Genomic DNA, 21,984 nt, shown 5'->3' on the forward strand with positions numbered 1-21,984 from the left:
GCTGAGCCGGCGCGTGTGCGCGGGTCAGGCCTTGGGAGCCTCGGGAGCCGTCGGTGCCTCGGGAGCCGTCGGTGCGGCGGGAGCCTCGGCGGCCGGTGCGGCTGCGGCCGGTGCCGGTGCGTCGACGGGCACCTCGACGTCGGACTCGTCGACCAGCAGGTCGAGCTCTTCGAAGTCCTCGTCATCGATGTCGCCGAACACGGCCTCGAACTCGGCTGCGGCCGTCTGCGCCTGGATCACGGCGGCGCGGTTGCGGGCGTGCGTTGCGAGCGCGAGGAGGAGGCCGACGATGCCGGCGGCGAGGAGCAGCCCGCCGATCGTGGACATCGAGATGTTGTTGAGGTACGTCGCGTAGTCGGAACCCTGCGTCGTGTAGAAGTCCACCTGCGCCGCGTTGCCGTTGATCAGCAGCAGTGCGCCGGCCACGGTCACGGCGACCGCGACGACCCAGAGCAGGATGATGGGCAGGTTCAGGGTGGACTGCTTGGGGGCGGTGGCGTTGTTCGACACGAGATTCCTTCGGAGAGGTGGCAGGGATGATTCCCGTCATGCGGGCACGCCGCCGTCGAGGGCGACTCCGACGAGCCTAGGGGAAGCGGCTATGAATCGGATATGCGGCCGCCCACCGCGCCTCCGCTGCCGGCGGGGCCGCTCGGCGTCCCGATGTGTTCGAGCACCCCTTCGGATGCCGCTATGATGGTCAAGTTGCCTCCGACGAGTTCGGGAGCATCGGGCTGTGGCGCAGCTTGGTAGCGCACTTGACTGGGGGTCAAGGGGTCGCAGGTTCAAATCCTGTCAGCCCGACCAGCGTGAAAAGCCCCGGTGAGAAGTGATTTCTTGCCGGGGCCTTTCTGTTCCTGTGATCGCGCTGAGAGAATGCCCTGCCGAGTAACCGGGTGCACCCGCAACTGACGCGCGCGACTTGCATGACAGCTGTCGAGCCGCGAGATTCCGGGGAGGTTGGCGCCTTGCGTGCACCGCTTGAGGCGGTCGCGCGTTGCTCGGATCTGACGCGTGTTGCGAGTGGTCGCAGGTTCAAATCCTGTCTGGCCGGTGGAAACACGCGGATTCTGAGGAGTTAGAATCCCTCAGTACATCGGAAACCCATCGGCTTCACGCTCGTTCGCACGGCTTTGGTCCGCCTGCTCTGCGGCCACGACCAGTGTTACCACTGGTGGTTTTGCGATCGTTTACTGTTTATCGAGATTCATCTTGCTCGAAGATACGCGGACACTTGATCGGCTCTTCGAAACCATCGAAACGCCGCTCCGACGTGCCGTGTGCGCTCCGAGTGCGGCCAGACGGATGTGTCCGGGCTCATCCCTCGCTGTGCATGTGGATGTGAGCCCTACACTGACCGTGTGATGAGTGCGGCTGAACGCCAACCGTTGCTCGGCGCTCTCGCCGGGCGAGCCGGCTTGGGCGAGACTTTCGCGACCGAGGCACTCGGCGTGATCCTGCAGAACCGCGGAATGCGGAACGCTGGACTGCGGTATCTCGAGGAGATCCTGGCCATCGATCTTTCCGGCATTGCGCACCTCTTGACCGAGGTGGACCATCGAGAGTTCGGGCGGACTGACATCGAGGGCCAGGATGTGTCCGGCCGGCCACTGCTGATCATTGAAGCGAAGTTCGGTGCAACTCTCACGGTGGATCAAGCGGCCAGCTACCTCGCGCTTCAGGTCGCGGAGAGCGCAGGGCAGCAGTCCGGCCTCGTGTTGCTCATGCCTGAAGCGAGAATCGCGGATGCGGCACACCTCATGCGACAGGCAAAGGCACGAGTAGGGGAGGTAGACCGCGCCACTGCGTGCATTTCTTGGACACAGTTGCTGGATGTATTGATGCAAGCGACAGGCGACGAGGAGCGCGGGTCCAATTCGTTGGAAGCTGACCTGATTCAACTGCGCGCACTCATCGATGCGCGTACCCGGTTCGTACTGGAGCCACTCGGGGTCGCGGCGGCAGGCGAGGAGTGGCAGACACGCCGCGCCGAGCTGGTCGGGCTCGTGGACATTGCTACTCAGTTGTTGGCAGATGCACTTGGAGTTTGGCGGGGTCCGCAAGTTGCCCGTCGTGACATCGTCTTTGCGCCGTCTTATTACCTGAAAGCAGCAGGTCCGGTTCCGGGGACGTACTTCTCACTTGGCCTCCACAGCGGCTTCGCATCCGAAGGTTTGACTCCGATGTGGCTTAGATTCCACAAGTTGACAGGGGAACGCCGCGCGGTAAAGCGAATACGTGAACTTCTCGGCGACACACTTCGCTTCGGGCCGGTCCTTCGCCATGACGGGGGCCATCTGTGGGTGCCGATCGCACTCGACCCACTCCGGGCGGACGAAGCCCTCGTTGATGACGTCGTCGATCAGGTTCGAGCGATTCTCGTGGCGGCACGGGCCGAATCCGTCGGACCGAGGTCTAACCGCCAGTGAAGGCTCACCCGAAGAGGGCAAGAGCGCACAGACTCGCACGATGCTCTCCTGTTGGGGGTGTCAGGGGCATTAGATACCTGCGCCGTGGCTCGGACAAGAATCGCGGCCCCGCACGTATGGCATCAGAAGGGTGCTCGCCCGCGTGCCCACCAACCATCCCAGTCAAGCGTCTGCGCTACCACGCCGAAGTCGTTGAGCCACGCCGGTTCGGCGCCCTCGAACGCCTCACCGATGTAGTGCACACGGTCGCCGGCCGGTCCGTCTGGATGCACCGAGACGAGCGCGAGACGGTGGTTCGGCGCCACGTTGAGGGCCGTCAGCACCTCAGTGCGCGTAATGGTGAAAGTGTCGGCGCCGAGAATGCGTGCCTTCACTTCGATTCGGATGCTAGGTTCATCGTCTCGGCTCGTGAGGACGTCGAAGCCCGGGTTGTTGAACGCCTGCTCGACCGGTGCGCGACCGAGTGCGCGTTCCGCGGCGAGGACCGCATCGACCCCGCGGCGCTCAACTGCCTTACGGGCAGCAGCAAGATCGGCGAAGTTCGCCATGTTCGCCCCCGGGGGCGGCTCGACAGCTCCTGGCACAACGAGCGCCACAGACACGATCTTCGGGGGCAGCGGGGCCATCTTGAGCTGCTTGTCGATGAGTTCCAGTCGCGCGTCGAGCCGTGCAGTGAGGTCGCCTGCCCGCTTGCGCAGCAAGTCGCCGGACGTGCGAACCCTCTTACCCTCGCGGGCTGCGCTATCTGCTTTCAACGCCTCCGAGTCCAGTCGCCTGATTTCGTGGTTCAGGCGCGACCGCACACGGTCGCGCAGCCTCTCGTACTCGGCCGTGCGCCGCGTGATGATGTCGCTCGTGAAGGCGGGCAGCTGTTCGGCGATCACCCACGACTTGGCGTCTTGTTCTGCGGCAGCGAGCCAGGGCTGGCTGCTGGCCACGACTCTCGGCGTGGGGGGCGAGTAATCGAGATACGGCGCTGGACCGGCTTCGATTACTGCACCATCCTCGTCGGTCAGCACATAGCCGAACCGTTGAGCGATCGTCGCGCCCGTGGCATCCTGCACCTCGTTGAGTACGCCGACCAGCAGCGCCGGCGCGTCAGCCTCCGCATTCGCGAGCACGGTACCACGGTCGAGTGTCGTTGCGAGCTTCTGGACCGTCAGGCGCAACACGGCATCGTGAAGCGGATGCCCCGGCGCCAGCAGTTCAGCGCGGTCATCAGCCGCGGTGCCGATGGTCGTGATGTCGAAAGTTATGCGGTGATAGCGGCGCGCGATCGGGGCGCGGGTCGTCTCGCGGACCGTGGCGGGCACGTGTGTGATCTCGTACCGACCACGCTCGCGCCGCTCGATTCGGCCACCGAGTCGTGTGAACGCCTCGACGAACGCATCACGGATGAAATGAGGCTGCAACCTACGTGCTCGTGCATCTTCCATTTCACCGCGGAGCCGCGCGAGCTCATCCAAAGGAAGTGCCTCATGAGCGAGAGCGTGGTCGTCCATGAGCTCTTCGAGCCCCTTCGCGACACCGGCATCGATGGTCTCGAACATCTTCGCGCGGACAGCGGGCTGTTCGCCGTACCGGATTGCATCTCGCAGCAACTTGGTGAGTGACATTTCACCTAGCGAGGTTCCGAGCACATCGAAGACCTTGCCGCCGTAGGCGCGCCTCTGTTCGTTGATCTTGTCTAGAAGTCGGCGGAACACCTCGCCCTCGCGCGTCCCCTCGGCGACCATGTTCCAGAGTCGGCAGACCTCTGTCTGGCCGATGCGGTGGATTCGACCGAAGCGCTGCTCGATGCGGTTCGGGTTCCATGGCAGGTCGTAGTTCACCATGAGGTGCGCGGCGTGAAGGTTGAGACCTTCACCTGCAGCATCTGTCGCGACGAGCACCTGAACATCGGGATTGTGAGTGAATTCCTCGGTGATGCGCCGACGTTCCAGACGATGGACGCCACCGTGGATGGCAACAACCGCGTCGGCCCGGTCGATCAGCGCGCCGATCCGCCCTTCAAGGTAGTTGAGGGTGTCGCGGTGCTCCGTGAAGACGATCAGCTTTCGTGGGGTGCCGTCGCGCCTTTCCAGCACGTGTCCTTCGAGCACACCGCGCAGCTCGACCCACTTGCTGTCCTGCTGACTCTCCAGAACTCGCCGCGCGAGCTCGGCGAGGTGGGCGAGTTCGGCGACCTCGGTCTCAAGCTCTGCGGCCGTAGCAGCTGCGGTCGCGGCATCCACCAACTCCTCTTCGACAGACTCCAGCTCGTCGGCATCGAATTCGTCCAGGTCGGGATCGTCGTCGAGAGGGATGGATGGTGCGCGTACATCGACCACCGGTCGATTCGCAAGGAGGTCTTGTCTCTTCCGTTCGAGTCGGTCCGCGCGTCGTCGAAGCGACTGGTAGATCGCTTCCGGGCTGGAAGCGAGTCGCCGCTGCAGGACCGTGAGGGCGAAGCCGACTGTCACTCGTCGCTTGCCGTCGAGTCGATCGGCGCGATTCATCCCTTCTCGCACGTACTCCGTCACCTCGTTGTACAGGTGCGCTTCGGTAAGGGAGAGCGGGTAGCTTGCCGTCTCGGCCTGGCGCTCGGGGAAGAGCGGTTTGCCCTCGAAGGTGAGGAGGTCTTCCTTGACCATTCGTCGCATGAAGCCGTCGGCCGTGCCGGATTGCGCTCGTTTTTCGCCCGGACCCTCGAAGCGATCCCGGTCCAGCAGCGAGAGGAAGCTCTGGAAGTCTTCCTCTTTGCCGTTGTGCGGAGTGGCGGTCATGAGGAGTAGATGACGAGCGCGTTCGCTCAGGAGGACTCCGAGCTGGAATCGACGGGACACCTTGATCTCGCCACCGAACCAGCGAGCGCTCATCCGATGCGCTTCATCTACGACGACGAGGTCGAACTCGGCGTCTTCCAACTGCGTGTGAAGATGATCGTTTCGCGCCAGCTGATCCATACGCGCGATGAGGAGAGGCTTGCTCTCGAAGACGCTGCCACTGACGCCGGCATCTTGTGAACCGGACGCGAGGATCTCGAAGTCGAGCCCGAACTTGAGCCTCAGCTCGTCCTGCCACTGCTCGACGAGGCTTCCCGGTGCGACGATGAGGCAGCGCTTCACGTCGTCCCGCAGGAGGAGTTCTTTGATGTAGAGCCCGGCCATGATGGTCTTGCCGGCGCCAGGGTCGTCCGCGAGGAGGAATCGCAGCGGAGTGCGGGGGAGCATCTCTCCGTAGACCGCGCGGATTTGGTGAGGTAGTGGCTGCACGTTGCTGGTCGACACCGCCAGCATCGGATCGGAGTAGCCCGCCAGCAGGATGCGTTGAGCCTCGGCGGCGAGGCGGTAGTCCTGCGGGTCTCCGTCGACTGGGCGGCCCTCCTCGCGGTGGAACGACAGAGCCTCCTCGTCATGCCGGTAGAGGATTCGCTCGGCAACATTGCCGTCTGGGCCGCGGAAGATCAGTTGGAGGGCGTCGCCTCCGTGAGGGATTGCCATGATCACTTCGACCGCTGCGCCGGGGATCACGCCCGCGAGCTTGTCGCCCTGCGAGATGGAATCGAACAGACCCTGGGATGGCACGGTTACTTCTTATCAGTCAATCCGTGTGCGATTCGATAGGTTGTAGCCTGTTCGGCTACGGAGAGGTACGGGATGCTGTCATTGCTCGCTGCCAGCGGCGTGAACGTCGACCGGGCTTTTCCCGGCCTCGGCCCAGCGGCTGCCGACCGGCGGCGAGCGCTGGCGATCACTGGCCTCGTGAATATCGTGCGAACCGCCGAGTCTGTGGGGGCCGAGACCATTCTGATCGTGGGGGGCCTGTTCGACGATCGAACGGTGAGCACCACCGCGATGAAGACGGTGGTTCCCCTGCTGAACGCGTTCGCCGGTCGTGTGCTGATCGCGCCCGGCGCGCAAGACCCGTACACCCCGCAGGGTCCGCATTCTACAACGGAATGGGGTCCCCGAACCTCGGTCTGGACCTCGGTCGACTTCGCTGACCCCTTGGCCACCGGCCCGGTGCGCGTTCTGGGCCGAGCGCTGAGACCGGGTGGATCGGGAGTCCCGGCCTTTCCGCACATCGTGCAGGGTGACGGATGTGTCGTGCTGGCAGGCGCGGAGCTTCCGGTGGATAGGTGTGTGAGCTGGGCAGGTGATGGACCGGGACGCCACGTGGTGACCACGGGTCCGCAGGAGACGCTCCTTGAGGGCCTGACCGTGCTCGAGGACGTGAACCCGAGTCTCGGTTCCGCCGCGGGGAATGCCGCCTTGATATTGCTGGATGGGTCCAATGTCGTTTCGGTGGAGTTCAAAGCCGTGCTCGAAGCGGCCGCGGGAGCCGTCGTCCCTGTCGACATGTCCGAGATCACCAGTACGGACGCTCTGCTCGGCGCGCTAAATCGGGCGGTGTCATCGGCTCCCGCGTGGTCAGTCGTTCGTCTCATGGGTATCGTCCGGCAAGGTGTGCTGCTCCCCGCATTGGCGGGTCGAAGTCACGACCGCGACGACGTGCGGGTGGATATGGGCGACCTTTCGTTCGCTTTCGAAGAGCCGGAATCGTCTGATCACACCGCGATGTCAGAGTTCGTGCGGTCGCTCAGTCGCGACTCGGCCGACGACCGTTCGCGACACCAGGCGATTGCGTTGGGGCTTGCGGCGTTTGAAGCATCCGCAAGAGAGCAGGCTGAGCCATGAGGTTTGAGCGTGTAACAGCGAACGCATTCGGGGCGTTACGAGGCGCGAAGCTCGATATAGCGCCGGGCATGACCGTGGTGCACGGACCTAACGAAGCGGGCAAGTCAACGTGGTTCGCGGCGATCTATGCCGGGCTGGTCGGTCGGCGTGTTTCCCGCGGCCGGGGGACCAAGTCGCAGTCAGAGTTTCGGCGCCGACACAAGCCCTGGTCCGGTGCCCAGTGGAAGGTCGAGCTGGTCGTCGCCCTGGACTCCGGTCGCCGGCTGGTTCTCGAACAGGATCTTCAGGCCGGGCGCGTCTCGATTCGGGATGCCGCGAACGACCGACTCATCGACATCGGACGGTTGGAGCAAGAGCTGGGACGGTCGCTGCGAGCGGACGACAGTTTCGACGGTGCTCGGCTCCTCGGGCTGGATCGGGAAGCGGTCCGCGCCACTCTGTTCGTGGGTCAGGCCGACGTGCTTCGCGTGCTGCAGAGCGGCGAGGAGCTGCAGGAGCACCTCCAACGCGCGGCATCGTCAACGCATCTCGACAGCACTGCGGAGGAGGCACTCGGCTGGATCGAGGCGCAGCGACGCGAGCGTGTGGGCAGCCCTCATGTGGGGGCGAAGCCACTACGAGCGCTCACAGCGGGACTCGCGAAAGCACGAGACGACGTCGGTAATGCGCTGGACAAGCGACACCGTCTGCAGACGGCGCAGGTCGAATTGGCCGACCACCTCGAGTCCCTCCACGAGGCCGAGCGCCGTGTGTCGGAGCTGAGATCGGTGGCCGAGTGGGTGGCCATCGACGAGTTGGCCGAACGCATCCGACGGGCACGCGAGCTTGATGCCAGCCTCGCCGCCGCTGCGGACGAGGGGGCGCCGGCCGACGCCGACACCATTGCGTCTGTCGTCACCGCCGTCGAGGCGTACAAGGCCCGCGGATCGCAGCCGGTCCAACCAGAAGGACCAGATGCAGCGACGATGCGTGCGGAGCTTGAGGCGCTCCCGGCGGTACCCGACGGGGCGAGGACGCCCAATCCGACTATTGTCGACCTCGCGAGGCGCATGAACGAAGGCGTGGCGTCACTCGAGACGCTGCGCGGAGAACCCCTCGATCTGCCCGTCGGCCAGCATCCCGATGTCTCGCCCGAAGCCCTCCGCACGCTCGCGACGTATCTCGAAGAACCGGCCCCAGTGCTTCGTCCCGGTGTACAGGACGAAATCACCTCTCTGAAAGCGCAATGGGAGCTCGGCCGAGCCGGGCACGATCGGCTCCGGGCGGAATTCGATCTCGCGCGAAATGCCTACGCGTCGGCGCAGACCTCATACGAGGCCGACCTGCGGCACTACCAGGACAGACGCGCCGCATTTGATCTCGAGCTCGGTGCATTCCAAGCCGACATCGCGGCGTATGATCGAGCGCGACTGGCGAGAGAAACCCAGCGCGCCGAGTATGAGCAATCGCTCGCGACAGTACGAGTGGCCGAGGGCTCGATGCGACGCCGAAAGCGGATCGGTTTCACGATGCTGGGGATCGGTGGCGCGACGATCGTCGGAGCCGGGATCCTCTTCGCCGTCGGCGCTTCGTCGCTCGGGATCATCCTCGGGCTGATCGCGCTCGCCCTTCTCGGCATCGGCGGGGTCTTCGCCACACGGAAGTCGCCCGCTGCGGAGGTCCCGCCTCCGGCGGACATCGACCTCCCTTCTGTTCGAGAGCAGCCCACAGTCCCATCGCCTCCCGTTCCGCCGCAACCCTTCACAGCGGAAGCTCCCGGCGATGCGCCTGCGCCACCTCCGCAGCTGCTCGATCTCGAGCGCGAACTGGACAGGTGGCGGGCGGCGGCAGGCGAGCAGCGCGACCGCCGATCGCGAGCTGAGGACGAGATCACTCGACTCGGCCTCGCCGCCGATCCGGTTGCGCTCAAGGCGCTCGCACGGTCGGTCGACGATGTTGCTGCCGCCAGATCGAGGCTCGACGAACACACGCAGCGAGTGGCAACGCGCGAACACGACGTTGCCCAGACGGCCAGTTCACTCCTCGAGAACCTTGGCTTGGTGGTGCCGGAAGTGAGGGCGACCGAGCTGGTCGTCCTCGCGCAGGGGGCGACCGAAAAGTACGTGGCTGAGTGCGATGAACGCGACCGGCTGGCACGATTGGCCGAGCGGCGCTCAGACCTCATCGTCGCGCTCGAGCAGAGGGAGCAGCGCGATGCGGAGTTCGCACGGGCACGTGGCCTGTACGACGGTGCCGCGCGGCAGCTTTCCGACGCCGCGGTAACGCTGGGCCTGCCAGATGACGGGTCGCAGGGACTGCTTACACGTCTTGAGGCATGGCTCTCGGAACAGCGTCGGCTCGCGGAAGTGCGCTCTGCCTCGATGGAGCTTGTCGGGCGGCTCGAACAGCTCCTCGACGACGAGACCATATCTGAGCTCGAAGTGCAGCTCGAGGAGCGTCAGGCCGTCGCAGGTGAACGCCCCGACAGTGTGGATGTAGCGGCTCTTGACGAGCTTGCGAGAGCCCAGGAGCGCCGCGCGGCAGCGGCGGACGAGGTCGCGAATGCCGAGGGTCGAATCCGAGAAATGCTGGCAACGTCCATTCCGATCCCTCCGGCTGTCGAACAAGAGGCTCGCGCGGAGCAGGCGCTCGATGACGTACGCGAACTCGACGGGTATCTTGCGTTGGCTGAGGCGCACCTGAAGATCGCGAAAGAACGCGCCCACGCCGACATCGCACCAGTGCTTGCCGCGACAATTCGCCCATGGGTGCCCCGCATTACGAGTGGACGTTACGCGGACGTCACGATCGATGCGGAAACACTCAATGTCGCTGTGACCCCTGTCAGTGGACGCCGCACGGAAGCGGATGTGATGTCCCAGGGCACGTCGGAGCAGATCTTCCTGCTTCTTCGTATCGCGCTTGCGATGCACCTCTCGACAGTCGACGAAACGGCTCCGCTGGTTCTGGACGACGTGACGGTGCAGTCAGACCAGGAGCGCACGGTCGCGATCCTTGACCTGCTTCATGAGCTCAGCGCCGATCGCCAGGTCATTCTCTTCACTCAGGAGCCGGAAGTGGTCGCTTGGGCGAACGAGCAGTTGCCAGTGGCCGCGTTGATCTCGTTGTAGGAGCGCAGTTGCCGAGCCACACCTGCCGTCCGAGGTCTCAGAGTGTTCAGGGTCGCGCCGCGCCAGGAGCTGGGTTGCGCTTGGAAGCGGTGCTCGGACTTGCTAGATATCGGGCACTCGCCGTGCTCGGCGCGTGCCCATCGGTCTCCCATCTCAATCATCCGGGAACGTCTGGGGACGACCGGATAGAATCGGAGGCAACGAACCGCTCGGTTCCCTGCCAATACAAGGAATCCCGTGAGTTCCCGAGGCAACTGGTGAGGACCTCAGATGCGCGGACTCTTCCAAGGGGTCGCAGGTTCAAATCCTGTCAGCCCGACCAAAAAGTCCCGGAAACTCAAGGGTTTCCGGGACTTTTGCGGTTAACGAATTGATCCACCCATCGACTACCCATCGTTTTCAGCTTCTCAGCACCGCTTTCGGGCATTGTCGCTCCGGCAGGCGCGTGTTGGTTCCGGTCGCTTGTGGTCGTCAGGGGAGGCCGATCGCACCTGAGCGGTATGAACGCTCGAGAGATTGCGATGAGCCCTTCAGCGTCAGCGCCAGACAACGCATGGGGGCTCGAACCGATGCTCGATATCGGCGAGCTCGCTGCCTATCTCGGGGTGCCGGTCTCGACCATCTACGACTGGCGTACCAACGGGCGCGGGCCGACCGCGTATCGATTCGGCAAGCGCCTCAAGTTCGCAATCTCGGACGTGCGCGAATGGGTCGCCGAGCAGCGCGGCCGGTAGCAGTGGCCTTCGTGCGAACGGCGGTGGTCTGAATGCCGCGCCCCAGGCTGGATATCGGCACGTTCGGTGAGATTGCGACGCGCCGAATGCCGTCAGGTGCCTTCGAGGCTCGCGCGCGTTTCCGAGATTGGGATGGTCGACTTGCCCTCGAACTCGCGGTCCGTCACGAGATACTGGCGTCCAACCCGATGGATCACGTCGGGCGCGTCTAACGGGAAGCCCGGATGCCTGATGCGCTCACGAGTCTGGAAGTGAACGCCATCCGGACAGTCATCGGAAGATGGGAATCGGGCGTAGATCACGTCTCCGGACCGTGGCCTGACGGGCAGCTCGGCGCTCGCGATCGGGCGCTCCGACCTCACCGACGTCATCATGAACGCAACCGGCGGGCTGCTGGGGTTCGCGCTCGCCGCCCTGCTGCGACGTGCACTCGGCACGACCACGGGCCGGGCCACGACCGTGGTGTGCGCCCTCGGGACGGCGGCCGCGCTCGTCGGTGTCGCGACCCTCGCGGCCGCGCCCATGACGCGTGCACCGCGTGGGTCCGTGCCGATGAGCACCTCGGCGTCGGCGGACGATCCGACGCCCTGACACACGTCATCGGGGCTGTCGGGTCGACGACGGCCGCGTCACCCACGTGCGGGTGAGGGGGCCGTCGCCATGACCTCAATCGACTGCGATGTCCGGGAACGTCTTCAGCGCCCAATCCGGCCAGGCGACCTTCACCTCGCCCGCGGCCGGCGGCGTGCCCGCCTCGGCGCCCGCGCTCTCCTGCCCGGTCGCCGCCCGGAACGCGCTGAGCGTGCCGTACTGGACCGTCCCGCGGTTCGTGGTGTTGAACTTGAACGGCAATGCGGGAGCGCCATTCGTGCGTACGTACAGGTTGCCGTTCGCCACGTTGCCCTGATCCGCCCAGCTGCGCGTGCTCGTGTAGTCCTCGGACCAGATCAGCGGCGTCGCGTTCGTGCCGACGATCGTGTTGCCGATGACCTGGATCTCGGTGTTCAACCACGGCATGGTGGGGTCGGGCGCACTGAACCGGCTGTCGACGCCGTAATGCCCGGGCGCGGGAACGCGGTTGTCCTGGAGCATCACCACGTTGCCGTTGCCGTTGCCGGAAACCGCGTTGCGGGTGATGATCGACTTGGTCCCGTCATTGATGCGGATGCCGTTCCCGGCGTTGCCCTCGATCAGGTTGCCCGCGAACACGCCGCGGGACGAGATCTCGAAGTAGACGCCGTGGTTGCCGTTGTCGCTCACGCGGGTGTCGCTCACGGCGACCTGGAAGCACGACACGTCGAACCAGATGCCCGTTCCGCCGTTGCCGGTGACGTCGGACCCTTCGATCGTGACGCCGCGAGCCCGGTTCAGCTTGATGCCGCCCGCACTCGGAGCCATGTTGAAGTGCTCGGTGTTGTTGCCGTCGACCTTCACCCCGTCCATGAGCAGGTCATCGGACTTGTTCGAGTTCACGCCGAGCATGCCGGCGTCCTCGACGGTGACGTTCCTGATCGTGGCGCCCGAGTTGCCGATGAACAGTCCGGTCGTGGCGGACTCGGAGATGATCACGTCCTCGAGCGTCGCGTTCGTCGACTCGAGCGTGACGGAGCCCATGTCGGGGTTCGGGGTCGAGTAGCGGCGGATGCCGATGCCGCGGACGGTCACGTCGTCGGCGCGGACTGAGATCGCCCGGGTCGTGTCACCCGATCGCACGGACTTGCCGCTCGGGTCGGTCCCGACGACGAGCGCGTCGTTCGCGTCGTCGACCCAGAATGTGCCCGCGACCACCTGGGCGCGGTTCTGCACCTCTCGGAGTTCCACGCCGTTCACATACGTCTGGTCGGGGTGGGCAGCCATGGGGTACGACGGGTTGACGAAGCCCCAGTTGCCCTCGGTGTTGTCCGCTGCCCCGCGAGTGAAGGTGGGGCTGGCATCCAGCGACACGGTCCAGCCGTCGTGGCGCCAGGCGGAGCCGTCACGCACCCAGCCATCGACGGGAACGGTGCCGTCCATCCAGACGGTCTCGCCCGGATACGCCTGGATCGTGATGCCCGCCTTGTAGACGGCGACCGACTCGTGGTACTCGCCGCCGCGGAGCACGATCGTGCCGCCCGCCGCGGTGCCGCTCAGCGCCGCGTTGAGCGTCTGATAGGGCTTGCCGATGCTGCCGTCGCCTCCAGCCGTCGACTTCGGGTCGACGAACTTCGCGCCCGCGGGAATCGCGTAGTCGGTGGTTCCGAGCGGTGCCGAGCCGGCATCGGGTTCGAGGTTCGACACGGCATCCGGTGCACCGGCCGTGTTCCCCGGCGTCGGGGTCGGAATCGGCGTGGGCGTGGGCGTGGGCGTCGGCGTCGGCGCGACAGGAGTGGTCGCCTCGGCGACCTTCACCGGGGCACCGCCCGACCACACCCGGTTCGTGTACCCGGCCTTGGCGTAGACGACGCCGACGTGGAGGTACTTGCCGGCATCCGCGGCCGTCGGGGTGTACGACTTCGACGAGGCACCCTCGTCGACCATCACCCAGTTCCCGCCGGGCTTGGCGGAGTCCGATCGATACCACTGGTACCAGGCGACATCCGGCGACGGCGCCCAATCCGAACCGTCGACGATCGTCAGCGGCGCACCGACCGACGGCGTCCCCGAGATGCTCGGCGACGCCGAACCCGAGAACGACGTCCCGGCCGCAGGGGTAGGAGTGGTCGCCTCGGCGACCTTCACCGGGGCACCGCCCGACCACACCCGGTTCGTGTACCCGGCCTTGGCGTAGACGACGCCGACGTGGAGGTACTTGCCGGCATCCGCGGCCGTCGGGGTGTACGACTTCGAGGAGGCACCCTCGTCGACCATCACCCAGTTCCCGCCGGGCTTGGCGGAGTCCGATCGATACCACTGGTACCAGGCGACATCCGGCGACGGCGCCCAATCCGAACCGTCGACGATCGTCAGCGGCGCACCGACCGACGGCGTCCCCGAGATGCTCGGCGACGCCGAACCCGAGAACGCACTGTTCGCGGCGGCCCGGGCCGCTCCCGCTGAGACCGACGCCTCGTGCGGCGCGGCGAACGCGGACACCGCGGCACCGTCGGCGCCCACCATCGCGCCGACAGCGACGACGGCTCCGACCACGAGTCCGACCCGCAGGCGACTGCGGGCGATTCGTTCGGTGGGGGCGGGTGCTGCAATCGGTCGGTAGGTGTTTCCTGCGGGGTTCTGGTTTCGGTTCTGATTCTGATTCTGCATATGCTCACTGGCGCCGTCGCACGCTGAGCGGTGCGAGGCGCGGATCTCGATCCATTCGATGTACAGGGGGGTCGCCGAGGCGTATTGGGAAGTTTGCAGAGAGTTTCTGAACGATCCCTCACCTTCTTCAGCGAATCTGCCCCGGGCCGATGCGGCGGGCGCGACAAGCTGATATGTGAACAGGTTGCTTCGGCGACGACGAGCGAACGGTGTCCGTCGACGCCACGAGGCCGGCGTCCTCGGCCTGATGGTGTCGATCCGCGGCCGACCCGCTTCCGTCCTGACGCGGATCTTCCTGAGTCGGGTCCCGCTTCTTGTCGGCCCGTTTCTCGAGCCTTCGCGCGCCCCATCCGGTGAGAGGGTCGACATCCTCCCGTTCTGGGTCGAAACCCTGTTCGCGACGCGCGTCAAGCCCTCGCGCGGTTCTCGTCGGCAAACGACGATGAGGCATGCGCACGATCGATGCGGCCGGCTCCTCGGATAGCTCAGCTCCGGTCGGTTGAGCGTTCTCCGCGAGTCCACCCGTTCGGCATCGAGGAGGAGTTCGTGTTCCTCGATCCTCCGACCATGAGGCCGGTGCCGGTTGGTGCGCGGGCGCTCGTCGAGGCGAAGGCTCTCGGGTTCGACGCCGCGTCCTCGGAGTTCCTCGCCTCGCAGATCGAGTTCGCGACAGGTGTCCAGCACACCGGCGCCGCAGCGGAAGTCGAGCTCGCCGGGTTCCGTCGCGCGATCGCGGGGGTCGCCGACCGACTCGGCGTGATCGTCGCTTCCACGGGCGCCCCATTCGACTCGGATGTTGCGCCGGACGTCAGTCCGGCGGAACGATACGTCCGCATCCGCGACGACATCGCCGCGATGGTCGATGACCACCAGGTGTGCGGCATGCACCTGCACTTGGGGATCGCGCCCTCGTGGTGACCTTCCTCATCGGCGCCCTGCTGGGGACCACCGGTGTCGTGTGACCACCGACTTGGCGCCGGTCGGTTGATATCTGCGACGGTTTGAAGTGGGCGGTTCGAATCCGGCCCGGCTCAGCTGGCGCGAGCGTAGGCTGCCAGCGGCGACTCGTCACGCGTCCGGAATCGCCGGTCGCGATCGTCGGGTCGCGCAGCGAGCACGCCGACGTCCGGTGGCCCACCACGATCCGGTGACGTCCGGCGCCCCGCTTCATGGAGAACGCACGCACGAATCCAAGGAGTCGCGATGACCACGTACCAGGTCGGCTATTTCGTCGGCAGTCTCTCTTCGACATCCATCAACCGGACGCTGTCCAAGGCGCTCATCCGGCTCGCGCCGGAAGGCCTGGAGTTCACGGAGATCCCCATCCGGGACCTGCCGCTCTACAGTCCCGACTACGACGACGCCTACCCGCCCGAGGCGATCGCGCTCAAGGAGGCGATCGGCCGGTCCGACGCGCTGCTGTTCGTCACGCCCGAGTACAACCGGTCGATTCCGGGCGCGCTCAAGAACGCGATCGACTGGGCCTCGCGGCCATGGGGGCAGAACTCGTTCGACCACATTCCCGCGGCGGTGATCGGCGCCTCGATCGGGATGATCGGCACCGCCGTGGCGCAGCAGAGCCTGCGCGCCGTGCTCAGCTTCGTGAACGCGCGTCAGATGACGGCGCCGGAGGCGTACATCCACTTCACGCCGGAGATCTTCGCCGAGGACGGCGAGGTGCTCGTCGAGAGCACCGCGCAGTTCCTGGGCAACTTCATGGAGGAGTTCAAGACCCATGTCGAACGGGTCCTGACGGTGATCCCGCGACCGTAGTCCGCGGGGGCGGATCCGTTCAGTGCCGTCGCCCCTCCTCGGAGAGGTCCACGACGCCCTTGCCGCCGACACGGCCGGCCTCCATGTCCTCGTGCGCCTGGACGATGTCGTCGAGACGATAGGTCCTTCCGACCGGGATGATCGCGTTCCCGGCCTCGACGGCGTCGAGGAAGCCCTGGAGCGTCTCGGCGCTCAGGTCGGATCCCGCGCCCGAGTACGCGGTGAGGCGCACGCCGTTCGGCAGCCAGTCCATCGGATAGAACTCCGGGATGGTCCAGTGATCCGAGAGCATGCCCGTGAAGCACACGGTGCCTCCCGTCCGGACCGCGCGCAGCGTGTCCCGCATGACATCGACGCCGACGAGTTCCACGGCCCCGTCGATGCCGTCCGGTTCGATCGCGCGGACCTGCGCTGCGACGTTCCCGTCGTCGATGAGCACGTGATCGACCCCGACGGATCGCAGGAGCTCGGCGGCCTCGGGTCGGCGTGTGGTGGCGTAGACGGTCAGTCCGCTGAGCTTGCCGAGGATGGCGAGGGTGAGCCCGACCGACGAGGTCCCACCCCGGATGAGCAGGCTCTGCCCCGAGCGCGCCTCGAGTCCGACCCGCAACGAACCGGCGGCCGTCTGCAGCATCTCCGGCACGGCACCGAGCTGCGCCCAGGGGAGCGAGCTGTGGAACGGGATCGCCTGGCCGACCGGCACGACGACGTACTCCGCATAGCCGCCGTCGAACGTGCGCCCCATGCCGCCCATCATCGTCATCACCGGGGTTCCCTCGGCGAATTCACCGCCGGGCGCTGCCACGACCACTCCGGTCGCCTCGATGCCGGGGATGCGGGGGAACGACCCGGAGCTGCCGACGCCGCGACGGAAATGGAGCTCGGAGCGATTGAGCCCGAACGCCTTGACCCGGATCAGGACCTGCCCGGCGGCCGGCGTCGGGCGGGGCACCTCGCGCACCTGCAGTACCGACGGGGGCCCTGGCTCGTCGATGACCACCGCGCGCATCTGGTCAGTGCCGTTCGTCATGCTGAGATCTCCTTCGTCGTCGACTCCGACTGGTCGAGTGCGAGCTGGAGGCCCGCGAACACCTCGATGGCCTCCGAGGTCGCGGCCGGATCGGGGAACGTGTCCCGGACGACGTGCTCGATGACGGTCGTGGCGTCCTGTGCGGTCTGTTCGCCCGCTGCGGTGAGCATGATCAGCGAGGACCGCCGGTCGTCGGGATGCGGGCGTCGCGTAGCGAGCCCATCGCGCTCCAGACGGTCGACGAGCTTGCTGGCGGCGCCGATCGTGATCGACAGGGCGCGGCTGAGATCCTGCACCCGCCCCTCACTCCGATAGCGCTGCAGCATCCGGAGGGCCATGACGGTGCCGAGGCCCGGCATTCCCGCAGCGGTGAGATGGCGATCCACGCGGTTCCAGAGCGTCGTCTCGAACCGCACGACGCCTTCCAGGAACGTCACGGCCAGTTCAGCCGAGGCGAGTTCGTGCGAGCGGGCGGGCGGCAGTGCATCCGCTCGGCGGGTACTTCGGGCATTCATGGCGGCTCCCATCGCGGTCAATGGATGCAATGCATATTCCTCGGAATATATTTCCTGGTGATGCACATTCGTCGAACACGGCCGACGCGTTCGCGCGGACGGGCGCTGCCCGAATGGACGTGACGGCGTGTCAGCGGGCGAGGGCGGCCAGCTCGGCTCGGCTCCGGGCGCCGGCCTTGCGTAGGAGGTTCGAGACGTGGAACTTCACCGTGTTCTCGCTGATGCCGAGCTGGCGTGCGATCGCCTGGTTGCGCGCGCCGGTCACGACGAGTCTCAGAACATCGCGTTCCCGACCCGAGAGCGGTACGGCGTCGGCGAGCGGCTCCGGTTCGATCGGTGGGTCGAGGGGGAGCCGGATGTCGAGTGAGGAGCCCCAGCCCGGCGTCGAGGAGACCGCCAAGGCGCCATTCAGTGCTGAGACCCGCTCGGCGATCGGACGCAACGAGTCGTCGTGCGCGGTGAGTTCGCCCCGGCCGTCATCGCGGATGCCGATGAGCAGGTTGAGGCCGTCGCAGTCCCACTGGATGCGCACGCGGCGCGTCTCGCCCTGGTCGACGAAGGCGAGCACCGTGCTGCGGACGATGGCGCGCGCCGCGTGCGCGACCTCGCCGGGCAGGGCCCGGCCGGTGGCCGGAGGTTCGACGAACTGCACATCGAGGTCTCCGTACTTGACGAGCGGATGCAGGTCGACGCGGAGCCGGGCGAACGCGCCGACCACCGGCTCGAGCAGGTTGCTCCGCTGCTCGTCGGTCGCCATCCGGAGACCGACGAGCGCCGTCGTCGCGACCTCGGTGGCCATCGTGCGCGCACCGCGGTCGTCGAGTCGGGTGGAGCGCAGGATCGCGAGGATGGATTCGAGTGCGATCGCGTGCCGATCCGCCTGCTCGGCGACCGTGCCCGCGTGCTCCGCGGCGAGGCGCCGCGACGCCGGCGAGGGGAGGTCCGTGACAGGTTCCATCGCACCAACCTACCCATCCCGGAGCCGCCATCCTTTCGGATGGGCCGAACCGTGCGGACGAGTGGGGTGACCTCGCCCGGCGTGACGCGAGCATGAGGACATGGACCTCATCGACACCCCCGTCGCCTCGTCGCTCCGACGAGTCCAGCAGGAGCTCGACGCACTGCTCGAGCGGGTCGTCGTCGCCGAGACGGACGCGCTGGCGGCATTCGCCGACCTCATCGCCTCGTCGCCGCGCGTGTTCGTGGCGGGCGCGGGCCGCTCCGGCCTCGCGCTGCGCATGACGGCGATGCGCCTGATGCACCTCGGACTCAGCGTGCACGTGGCCGGCGAGGTCACGGCGCCGGCGATCCAGGCGGGCGACCTGCTGCTCACGGCGAGCGGCTCAGGCGCCACGGAGGGCATCGTCCGCGCGGCGCAGGTCGCGACATCCGTGGGCGCCCGCGTCGCCGCGATCACGACCGCTCCGGAATCACCGTTGGGTGAGCTCTCGACCGCCCTGATCGTCGTGCCCGCCGCGGGCAAGCTCGACCGATCGGGCGCGGCATCCGCCCAGTACGCCGGCAGCCTGTTCGAACAGGCCGTCGTGATCGTGGGCGACGCCGTCTTCGACGCCCTCTGGCAGCGCTCCGGGGCGACCGCGGACGAACTGTGGCCCAGGCACGCGAACCTCGAATGAGCCGCACGACCCCGAGAACCTCACGCACCACCCACCCAACCGCACACGAAGGAGCACGATGAAACTGCAGTTCGCCATGGACACGCTGACCACCGAGGCCGCACTCGAGCTCGCCGCCGCCGCGGCGCCCCACGTCGACATCCTCGAGCTCGGCACCCCGTTGATCAAGAGCGCGGGCCTCTCCGCCATCACCGCGGTCAAGTCGGCTCACCCCGACAAGATCGTGTTCGCCGACCTCAAGACCATGGATGCCGGCGAGTTGGAAGCGGACATCGCCTTCGCCGCCGGCGCCGACCTGGTGACCGTGCTCGGGTCGGCCGGGGACAGCACCATCGTGGGTGCGGTCAAGGCCGCGAAGAAGCACGGCAAGGGCATCGTCGTCGACCTGATCGGCGTCACCGACAAGCCGAAGCGCGCCAAGGAGGTCGTGGCACTCGGGGTCGAGTTCGTCGAGATGCACGCGGGACTCGACGAGCAGGCCGAGGAGGGCTTCACGTTCTCGACGCTGCTTCGCGATGGCGAGGCGTCCGGAGTGCCGTTCTCGGTCGCCGGAGGCATCACCGCCTCGACGATCGCCTCCGTGCAGGCGTCGGGCGCCCGCGTCGCCGTCGCCGGCGGGGCGATCTACGGCGCGACCGACGTGGGCGCCGCAGCCGCGACGCTGCGCGCCGCGATCGTCTAGCAGGGCAATGAAGGGGAGGCCGGCGCGAGGTCGGCCTCCCTGTTTCGTCGGCGTCCGACCCAAGGGGCGCCGTCAGGCGTCGGCGCGCATCTCCTCCGCGACCGCGGAGATCTGCGTCCGCAACCATCGATGCCCCGCATCCTCCTCGTGGGTCGGGCTCCACCAGAAGGCGTGCCGGATCAGGGGCAGCTCGAGCGGCGAGGTCACGACGACCACATCGGAGCGGGCCGCGAAGCGCCGGGCGAGCGATTCCGGCACGAAGGCCACTCTGTCGGTGCCCGCAATCATGTCGGGCAACGTGAGGAAGCTGCGGGTGACGACCTCCGTTCGGGGATACACGCCGAGCGTGAGCAGCTGGCGGGTCGCGCTCGTCACGGCGGTGCGGCCGCTGTAGGTGACGGCCCAGGGGCGGATGCCGAGCGAGTCGACGGTCAATTCCGCCGGCCCGGCGCCATCTGCCGGCGCCGCGACGATGCACGCCCATGGATCGATGAACAGGTCGATGTGCTCGGCATTCTCGAAGTACCCATGCGGGAGGAAGAGACCGTCGATGTCGCGAAGCGAGTCGGGGGCGTTGTCGACGACGGCGTCCTGCACGTGCTCGAACCGCAGCTGCGTGTGCGGTGCGGCCGCCGCGACCGCCCTGGCGAGCGGCGCTCCGAAGATCGCCGCGACATAGTCGGAGCCGACCAGGCGGAACTCCCGGTGGCTCTCGGACGGGCGGAATTCCGCCTGGGTCCCGAAGAGCTTGCTGAGCACGCCGGTGGCGCCCTGGACCTCGGTGAGGAGCTCCGTCCCGAGTGGGCTGAGGACGTACGTGTTGCCCGAGCGAATGAGCAGCTCGTCATTGAAGTGCCGGCGGAGCCGGGCGAGCGCCGCCGAAAGGGCGGGCTGACTCATGAACAGACGGTCAGCGGCCCGGCTGACGCCCCGCTCCTCGAGCAGCGCCTGGAGCGGGACGAGCAGGTTGAGATCGATCGAGCCGAGCTGCATCGGTCCACGATGGCGTTCGCCGGCGGCCTCGCCGGCGAACGATCCGTCCGATCCATCCGTCTCCATCGACGTCGTCCCTTCGTCGGTAGGACCTATCGCCCTGTGCTCCGTCGTACCACGAGTGCGGGTTCGAGTCGAACAGCACGATGCTCGTGTGCGCTGGAATCGATGTCGTCGAGGAGGAGCCCGACGCCGGCGTAGCCCAGTTCGGCACCCGGTTGGCTGATCGTCGAGATCGGGATCGGTGCATCCCAGGCCGCCTGGTTGTTGTCGTACCCGATCACGCCCACGGAGATCGGGACCGAGATTCCGGCGGTCTCCGTGAACGCCTGCACGATGCCGGCGGCGAGCAGGTCGGATGCCGCGACGACGCCGTCGATCTCACCGGCGGCGACCCTCGGCGCGAGGGCGTGACCGACCTGCCACCCGTCGGCCCGATTGATGCCTTCGGGCGAAAGCTCGTCGACCGGCCGAATGCCCGCTGCTGCGAGCGTTCGTCGGAAGCCCTCCCGACGCTCGGCGACCGGTTGCAGCGCGCTCGGGCCGCCGACGAAGACGAGCCGCGAGCGGCCGCTGTCCAGGAGATGCCGTGTCGCCAGCCGGCCGCCGGCTTCGTTGTCGAAGTACGCGCTGCAGAACGCGGCGGCATCGGCATGGAAATTGAGCAGTGTGAGCACCGTGCCGCGCGAGCGCCGCGCGGCGAGTGCCCGGTAGTGGGACTCGTCGTTGAGGGTGAGCAGTGTGCCGAGCACGCGGGACTCGGTGAAGAGGTCGACGTAGCGATCCTCGCGTTCGAGGCGACCATCGGCATTCGCGACGAGCAGCGAGAGCCCGTGCTCCTCCGCGGCGCGCTCGGCGCCGCGAGCGATGTCGACGAACAGTGAGTTGCCGAGGTCGGAGAGCACGAGTCCAACGGATCTGGAGCGCCCGGCAGCGAGGGATCGAGCGGCCCCGTTCGGCACGTACCCCAGCATCGAGATGGCACGCTCGACGCGGTCGATCGTCTCGGCGGCGACCCGTTCGCGATGGTTCAGGACGTTCGACACGGTCGACTGGGAGACGCCGGCGAGGGAGGCGACATCGGCGATTCCCGCGGTTCCGGTGCTCGTCGCACCGGATGCCCTCTGGCCGCCGGGACTCGTCGTCGAGGTGATCGTCATGA

At 66.9% G+C, this 21,984-nt stretch carries 17 protein-coding genes and 1 tRNA gene; 10 read left to right on the forward strand and 8 right to left on the reverse strand.

Going from position 1 to position 21,984, the window contains the following annotated elements:
• Nucleotides 1-24: 24 nt before the first annotated feature.
• Complete coding sequence (locus ACR3IO_RS18870) at nt 25-510, reverse strand: hypothetical protein (protein WP_434072763.1); 486 nt, start codon at nt 508-510, stop codon at nt 25-27.
• A gap of 220 nt (nt 511-730) precedes the next feature.
• Between ACR3IO_RS18870 and ACR3IO_RS18875 the strand changes: the two genes are divergently transcribed.
• Both ACR3IO_RS18875 and ACR3IO_RS18880 read left to right on the forward strand, forming a co-directional pair.
• Nucleotides 731-807: transfer RNA gene (locus ACR3IO_RS18875), tRNA-Pro, on the forward strand.
• Nucleotides 808-1,364: 557 nt separating this feature from the next.
• Nucleotides 1,365-2,429: a hypothetical protein gene (locus ACR3IO_RS18880; protein WP_434072764.1), complete on the forward strand. Its 1,065-nt coding sequence runs from the start codon at nt 1,365-1,367 to the stop codon at nt 2,427-2,429.
• A 122-nt stretch (nt 2,430-2,551) separates the two neighbouring features.
• Here ACR3IO_RS18880 and ACR3IO_RS18885 read toward each other — a convergent pair whose 3' ends face one another.
• Nucleotides 2,552-5,995: a helicase-related protein gene (locus ACR3IO_RS18885; RefSeq protein ID WP_434072765.1), complete on the reverse strand. Its 3,444-nt coding sequence runs from the start codon at nt 5,993-5,995 to the stop codon at nt 2,552-2,554.
• 72 nt (nt 5,996-6,067) lie between these two features.
• Between ACR3IO_RS18885 and ACR3IO_RS18890 the strand changes: the two genes are divergently transcribed.
• The 4 genes from ACR3IO_RS18890 (at nt 6,068) to ACR3IO_RS18905 (ending at nt 11,543) form a co-directional block, all read left to right on the forward strand.
• Complete coding sequence (locus tag ACR3IO_RS18890; RefSeq protein ID WP_434072766.1) at nt 6,068-7,108, forward strand: hypothetical protein; 1,041 nt, start codon at nt 6,068-6,070, stop codon at nt 7,106-7,108.
• Complete coding sequence (locus tag ACR3IO_RS18895; RefSeq protein ID WP_434072767.1) at nt 7,105-10,218, forward strand: AAA family ATPase; 3,114 nt, start codon at nt 7,105-7,107, stop codon at nt 10,216-10,218. Before ACR3IO_RS18890 ends, ACR3IO_RS18895 begins: the two co-directional genes overlap by 4 nt.
• Before the next feature lie 569 nt (nt 10,219-10,787).
• Complete coding sequence (locus ACR3IO_RS18900) at nt 10,788-10,952, forward strand: helix-turn-helix domain-containing protein (RefSeq protein WP_434072768.1); 165 nt, start codon at nt 10,788-10,790, stop codon at nt 10,950-10,952.
• Nucleotides 10,953-11,324: 372 nt separating this feature from the next.
• Nucleotides 11,325-11,543, forward strand: coding sequence for a hypothetical protein (locus ACR3IO_RS18905; protein WP_434072769.1), 219 nt, complete (start codon nt 11,325-11,327; stop codon nt 11,541-11,543).
• Between the two features lie 75 nt (nt 11,544-11,618).
• Here the strand turns inward: ACR3IO_RS18905 and ACR3IO_RS18910 are convergent, their stop codons facing one another.
• Nucleotides 11,619-14,078: a right-handed parallel beta-helix repeat-containing protein gene (locus ACR3IO_RS18910; protein ID WP_434072770.1), complete on the reverse strand. Its 2,460-nt coding sequence runs from the start codon at nt 14,076-14,078 to the stop codon at nt 11,619-11,621.
• Nucleotides 14,079-14,654: 576 nt separating this feature from the next.
• Between ACR3IO_RS18910 and ACR3IO_RS18915 the strand changes: the two genes are divergently transcribed.
• Together ACR3IO_RS18915 and ACR3IO_RS18920 are read left to right on the forward strand one after the other, a co-directional pair.
• A complete protein-coding gene (locus tag ACR3IO_RS18915; RefSeq protein WP_434072771.1) occupies nt 14,655-15,110 on the forward strand; it encodes a glutamate-cysteine ligase family protein in 456 nt (151 codons plus the stop codon).
• A 285-nt stretch (nt 15,111-15,395) separates the two neighbouring features.
• Nucleotides 15,396-15,965 carry an NADPH-dependent FMN reductase gene (locus ACR3IO_RS18920; RefSeq protein WP_434072772.1) on the forward strand — a complete coding sequence of 190 codons (570 nt, stop codon included), beginning with the start codon at nt 15,396-15,398 and terminating at the stop codon, nt 15,963-15,965.
• A 19-nt stretch (nt 15,966-15,984) separates the two neighbouring features.
• On the opposite strand, the gene ACR3IO_RS18925 is transcribed toward ACR3IO_RS18920, so the two are convergent.
• The 3 genes from ACR3IO_RS18925 to ACR3IO_RS18935 all read right to left on the reverse strand — a co-directional run bounded on the left by ACR3IO_RS18925 (nt 15,985) and on the right by ACR3IO_RS18935 (nt 18,468).
• A complete protein-coding gene (locus ACR3IO_RS18925; protein WP_434072773.1) occupies nt 15,985-16,995 on the reverse strand; it encodes a zinc-binding dehydrogenase in 1,011 nt (336 codons plus the stop codon).
• Nucleotides 16,992-17,510, reverse strand: coding sequence for a MarR family winged helix-turn-helix transcriptional regulator (locus ACR3IO_RS18930; RefSeq protein ID WP_434072774.1), 519 nt, complete (start codon nt 17,508-17,510; stop codon nt 16,992-16,994). Before ACR3IO_RS18930 ends, ACR3IO_RS18925 begins: the two co-directional genes overlap by 4 nt.
• A gap of 130 nt (nt 17,511-17,640) precedes the next feature.
• The gene (locus tag ACR3IO_RS18935; RefSeq protein WP_434072775.1) at nt 17,641-18,468 is read right to left on the reverse strand and encodes a LuxR C-terminal-related transcriptional regulator; all 828 of its coding nucleotides are present in this window, start codon (nt 18,466-18,468) and stop codon (nt 17,641-17,643) included.
• A gap of 100 nt (nt 18,469-18,568) precedes the next feature.
• Between ACR3IO_RS18935 and hxlB the strand changes: the two genes are divergently transcribed.
• Nucleotides 18,569-19,147, forward strand: a complete 579-nt coding sequence (gene hxlB, locus ACR3IO_RS18940; RefSeq protein WP_434072776.1) for a 6-phospho-3-hexuloisomerase — start codon at nt 18,569-18,571, stop codon at nt 19,145-19,147.
• Between the two features lie 58 nt (nt 19,148-19,205).
• Complete coding sequence (gene hxlA / locus ACR3IO_RS18945; protein ID WP_434072777.1) at nt 19,206-19,829, forward strand: 3-hexulose-6-phosphate synthase; 624 nt, start codon at nt 19,206-19,208, stop codon at nt 19,827-19,829.
• A gap of 72 nt (nt 19,830-19,901) precedes the next feature.
• Here hxlA and ACR3IO_RS18950 read toward each other — a convergent pair whose 3' ends face one another.
• On the reverse strand, nt 19,902-20,822 hold the full coding sequence (locus ACR3IO_RS18950; RefSeq protein ID WP_434072778.1) for a LysR family transcriptional regulator: 921 nt from the start codon (nt 20,820-20,822) through the stop codon (nt 19,902-19,904).
• A 92-nt stretch (nt 20,823-20,914) separates the two neighbouring features.
• Nucleotides 20,915-21,982, reverse strand: a complete 1,068-nt coding sequence (locus tag ACR3IO_RS18955) for a LacI family DNA-binding transcriptional regulator (protein WP_434072779.1) — start codon at nt 21,980-21,982, stop codon at nt 20,915-20,917.
• Nucleotides 21,983-21,984: the final 2 nt, after the last annotated feature.

The sequence above is a fragment of the Agromyces sp. Marseille-Q5079 genome (assembly GCF_051016555.1).
Classification (GTDB): domain Bacteria; phylum Actinomycetota; class Actinomycetes; order Actinomycetales; family Microbacteriaceae; genus Agromyces.

Coding starts and splice junctions, on each gene's coding strand:
- hxlB (WP_434072776.1), top strand. CDS start 18,569: ATGGACCTCATCGACACCCCCGTCGCCTCGTCGCTCCGACGAGTCCAG.
- ACR3IO_RS18950 (WP_434072778.1), bottom strand. CDS start 20,822: ATGCAGCTCGGCTCGATCGATCTCAACCTGCTCGTCCCGCTCCAGGCG.
- ACR3IO_RS18905 (WP_434072769.1), top strand. CDS start 11,325: ATGAACGCAACCGGCGGGCTGCTGGGGTTCGCGCTCGCCGCCCTGCTG.
- ACR3IO_RS18890 (WP_434072766.1), top strand. CDS start 6,068: ATGCTGTCATTGCTCGCTGCCAGCGGCGTGAACGTCGACCGGGCTTTT.
- ACR3IO_RS18925 (WP_434072773.1), bottom strand. CDS start 16,995: ATGACGAACGGCACTGACCAGATGCGCGCGGTGGTCATCGACGAGCCA.
- ACR3IO_RS18915 (WP_434072771.1), top strand. CDS start 14,655: ATGCGGCCGGCTCCTCGGATAGCTCAGCTCCGGTCGGTTGAGCGTTCT.
- ACR3IO_RS18900 (WP_434072768.1), top strand. CDS start 10,788: ATGCTCGATATCGGCGAGCTCGCTGCCTATCTCGGGGTGCCGGTCTCG.
- ACR3IO_RS18895 (WP_434072767.1), top strand. CDS start 7,105: ATGAGGTTTGAGCGTGTAACAGCGAACGCATTCGGGGCGTTACGAGGC.
- ACR3IO_RS18935 (WP_434072775.1), bottom strand. CDS start 18,468: ATGGAACCTGTCACGGACCTCCCCTCGCCGGCGTCGCGGCGCCTCGCC.
- ACR3IO_RS18880 (WP_434072764.1), top strand. CDS start 1,365: ATGAGTGCGGCTGAACGCCAACCGTTGCTCGGCGCTCTCGCCGGGCGA.
- ACR3IO_RS18920 (WP_434072772.1), top strand. CDS start 15,396: ATGACCACGTACCAGGTCGGCTATTTCGTCGGCAGTCTCTCTTCGACA.
- ACR3IO_RS18930 (WP_434072774.1), bottom strand. CDS start 17,510: ATGAATGCCCGAAGTACCCGCCGAGCGGATGCACTGCCGCCCGCCCGC.
- hxlA (WP_434072777.1), top strand. CDS start 19,206: ATGAAACTGCAGTTCGCCATGGACACGCTGACCACCGAGGCCGCACTC.
- ACR3IO_RS18955 (WP_434072779.1), bottom strand. CDS start 21,982: ATGACGATCACCTCGACGACGAGTCCCGGCGGCCAGAGGGCATCCGGT.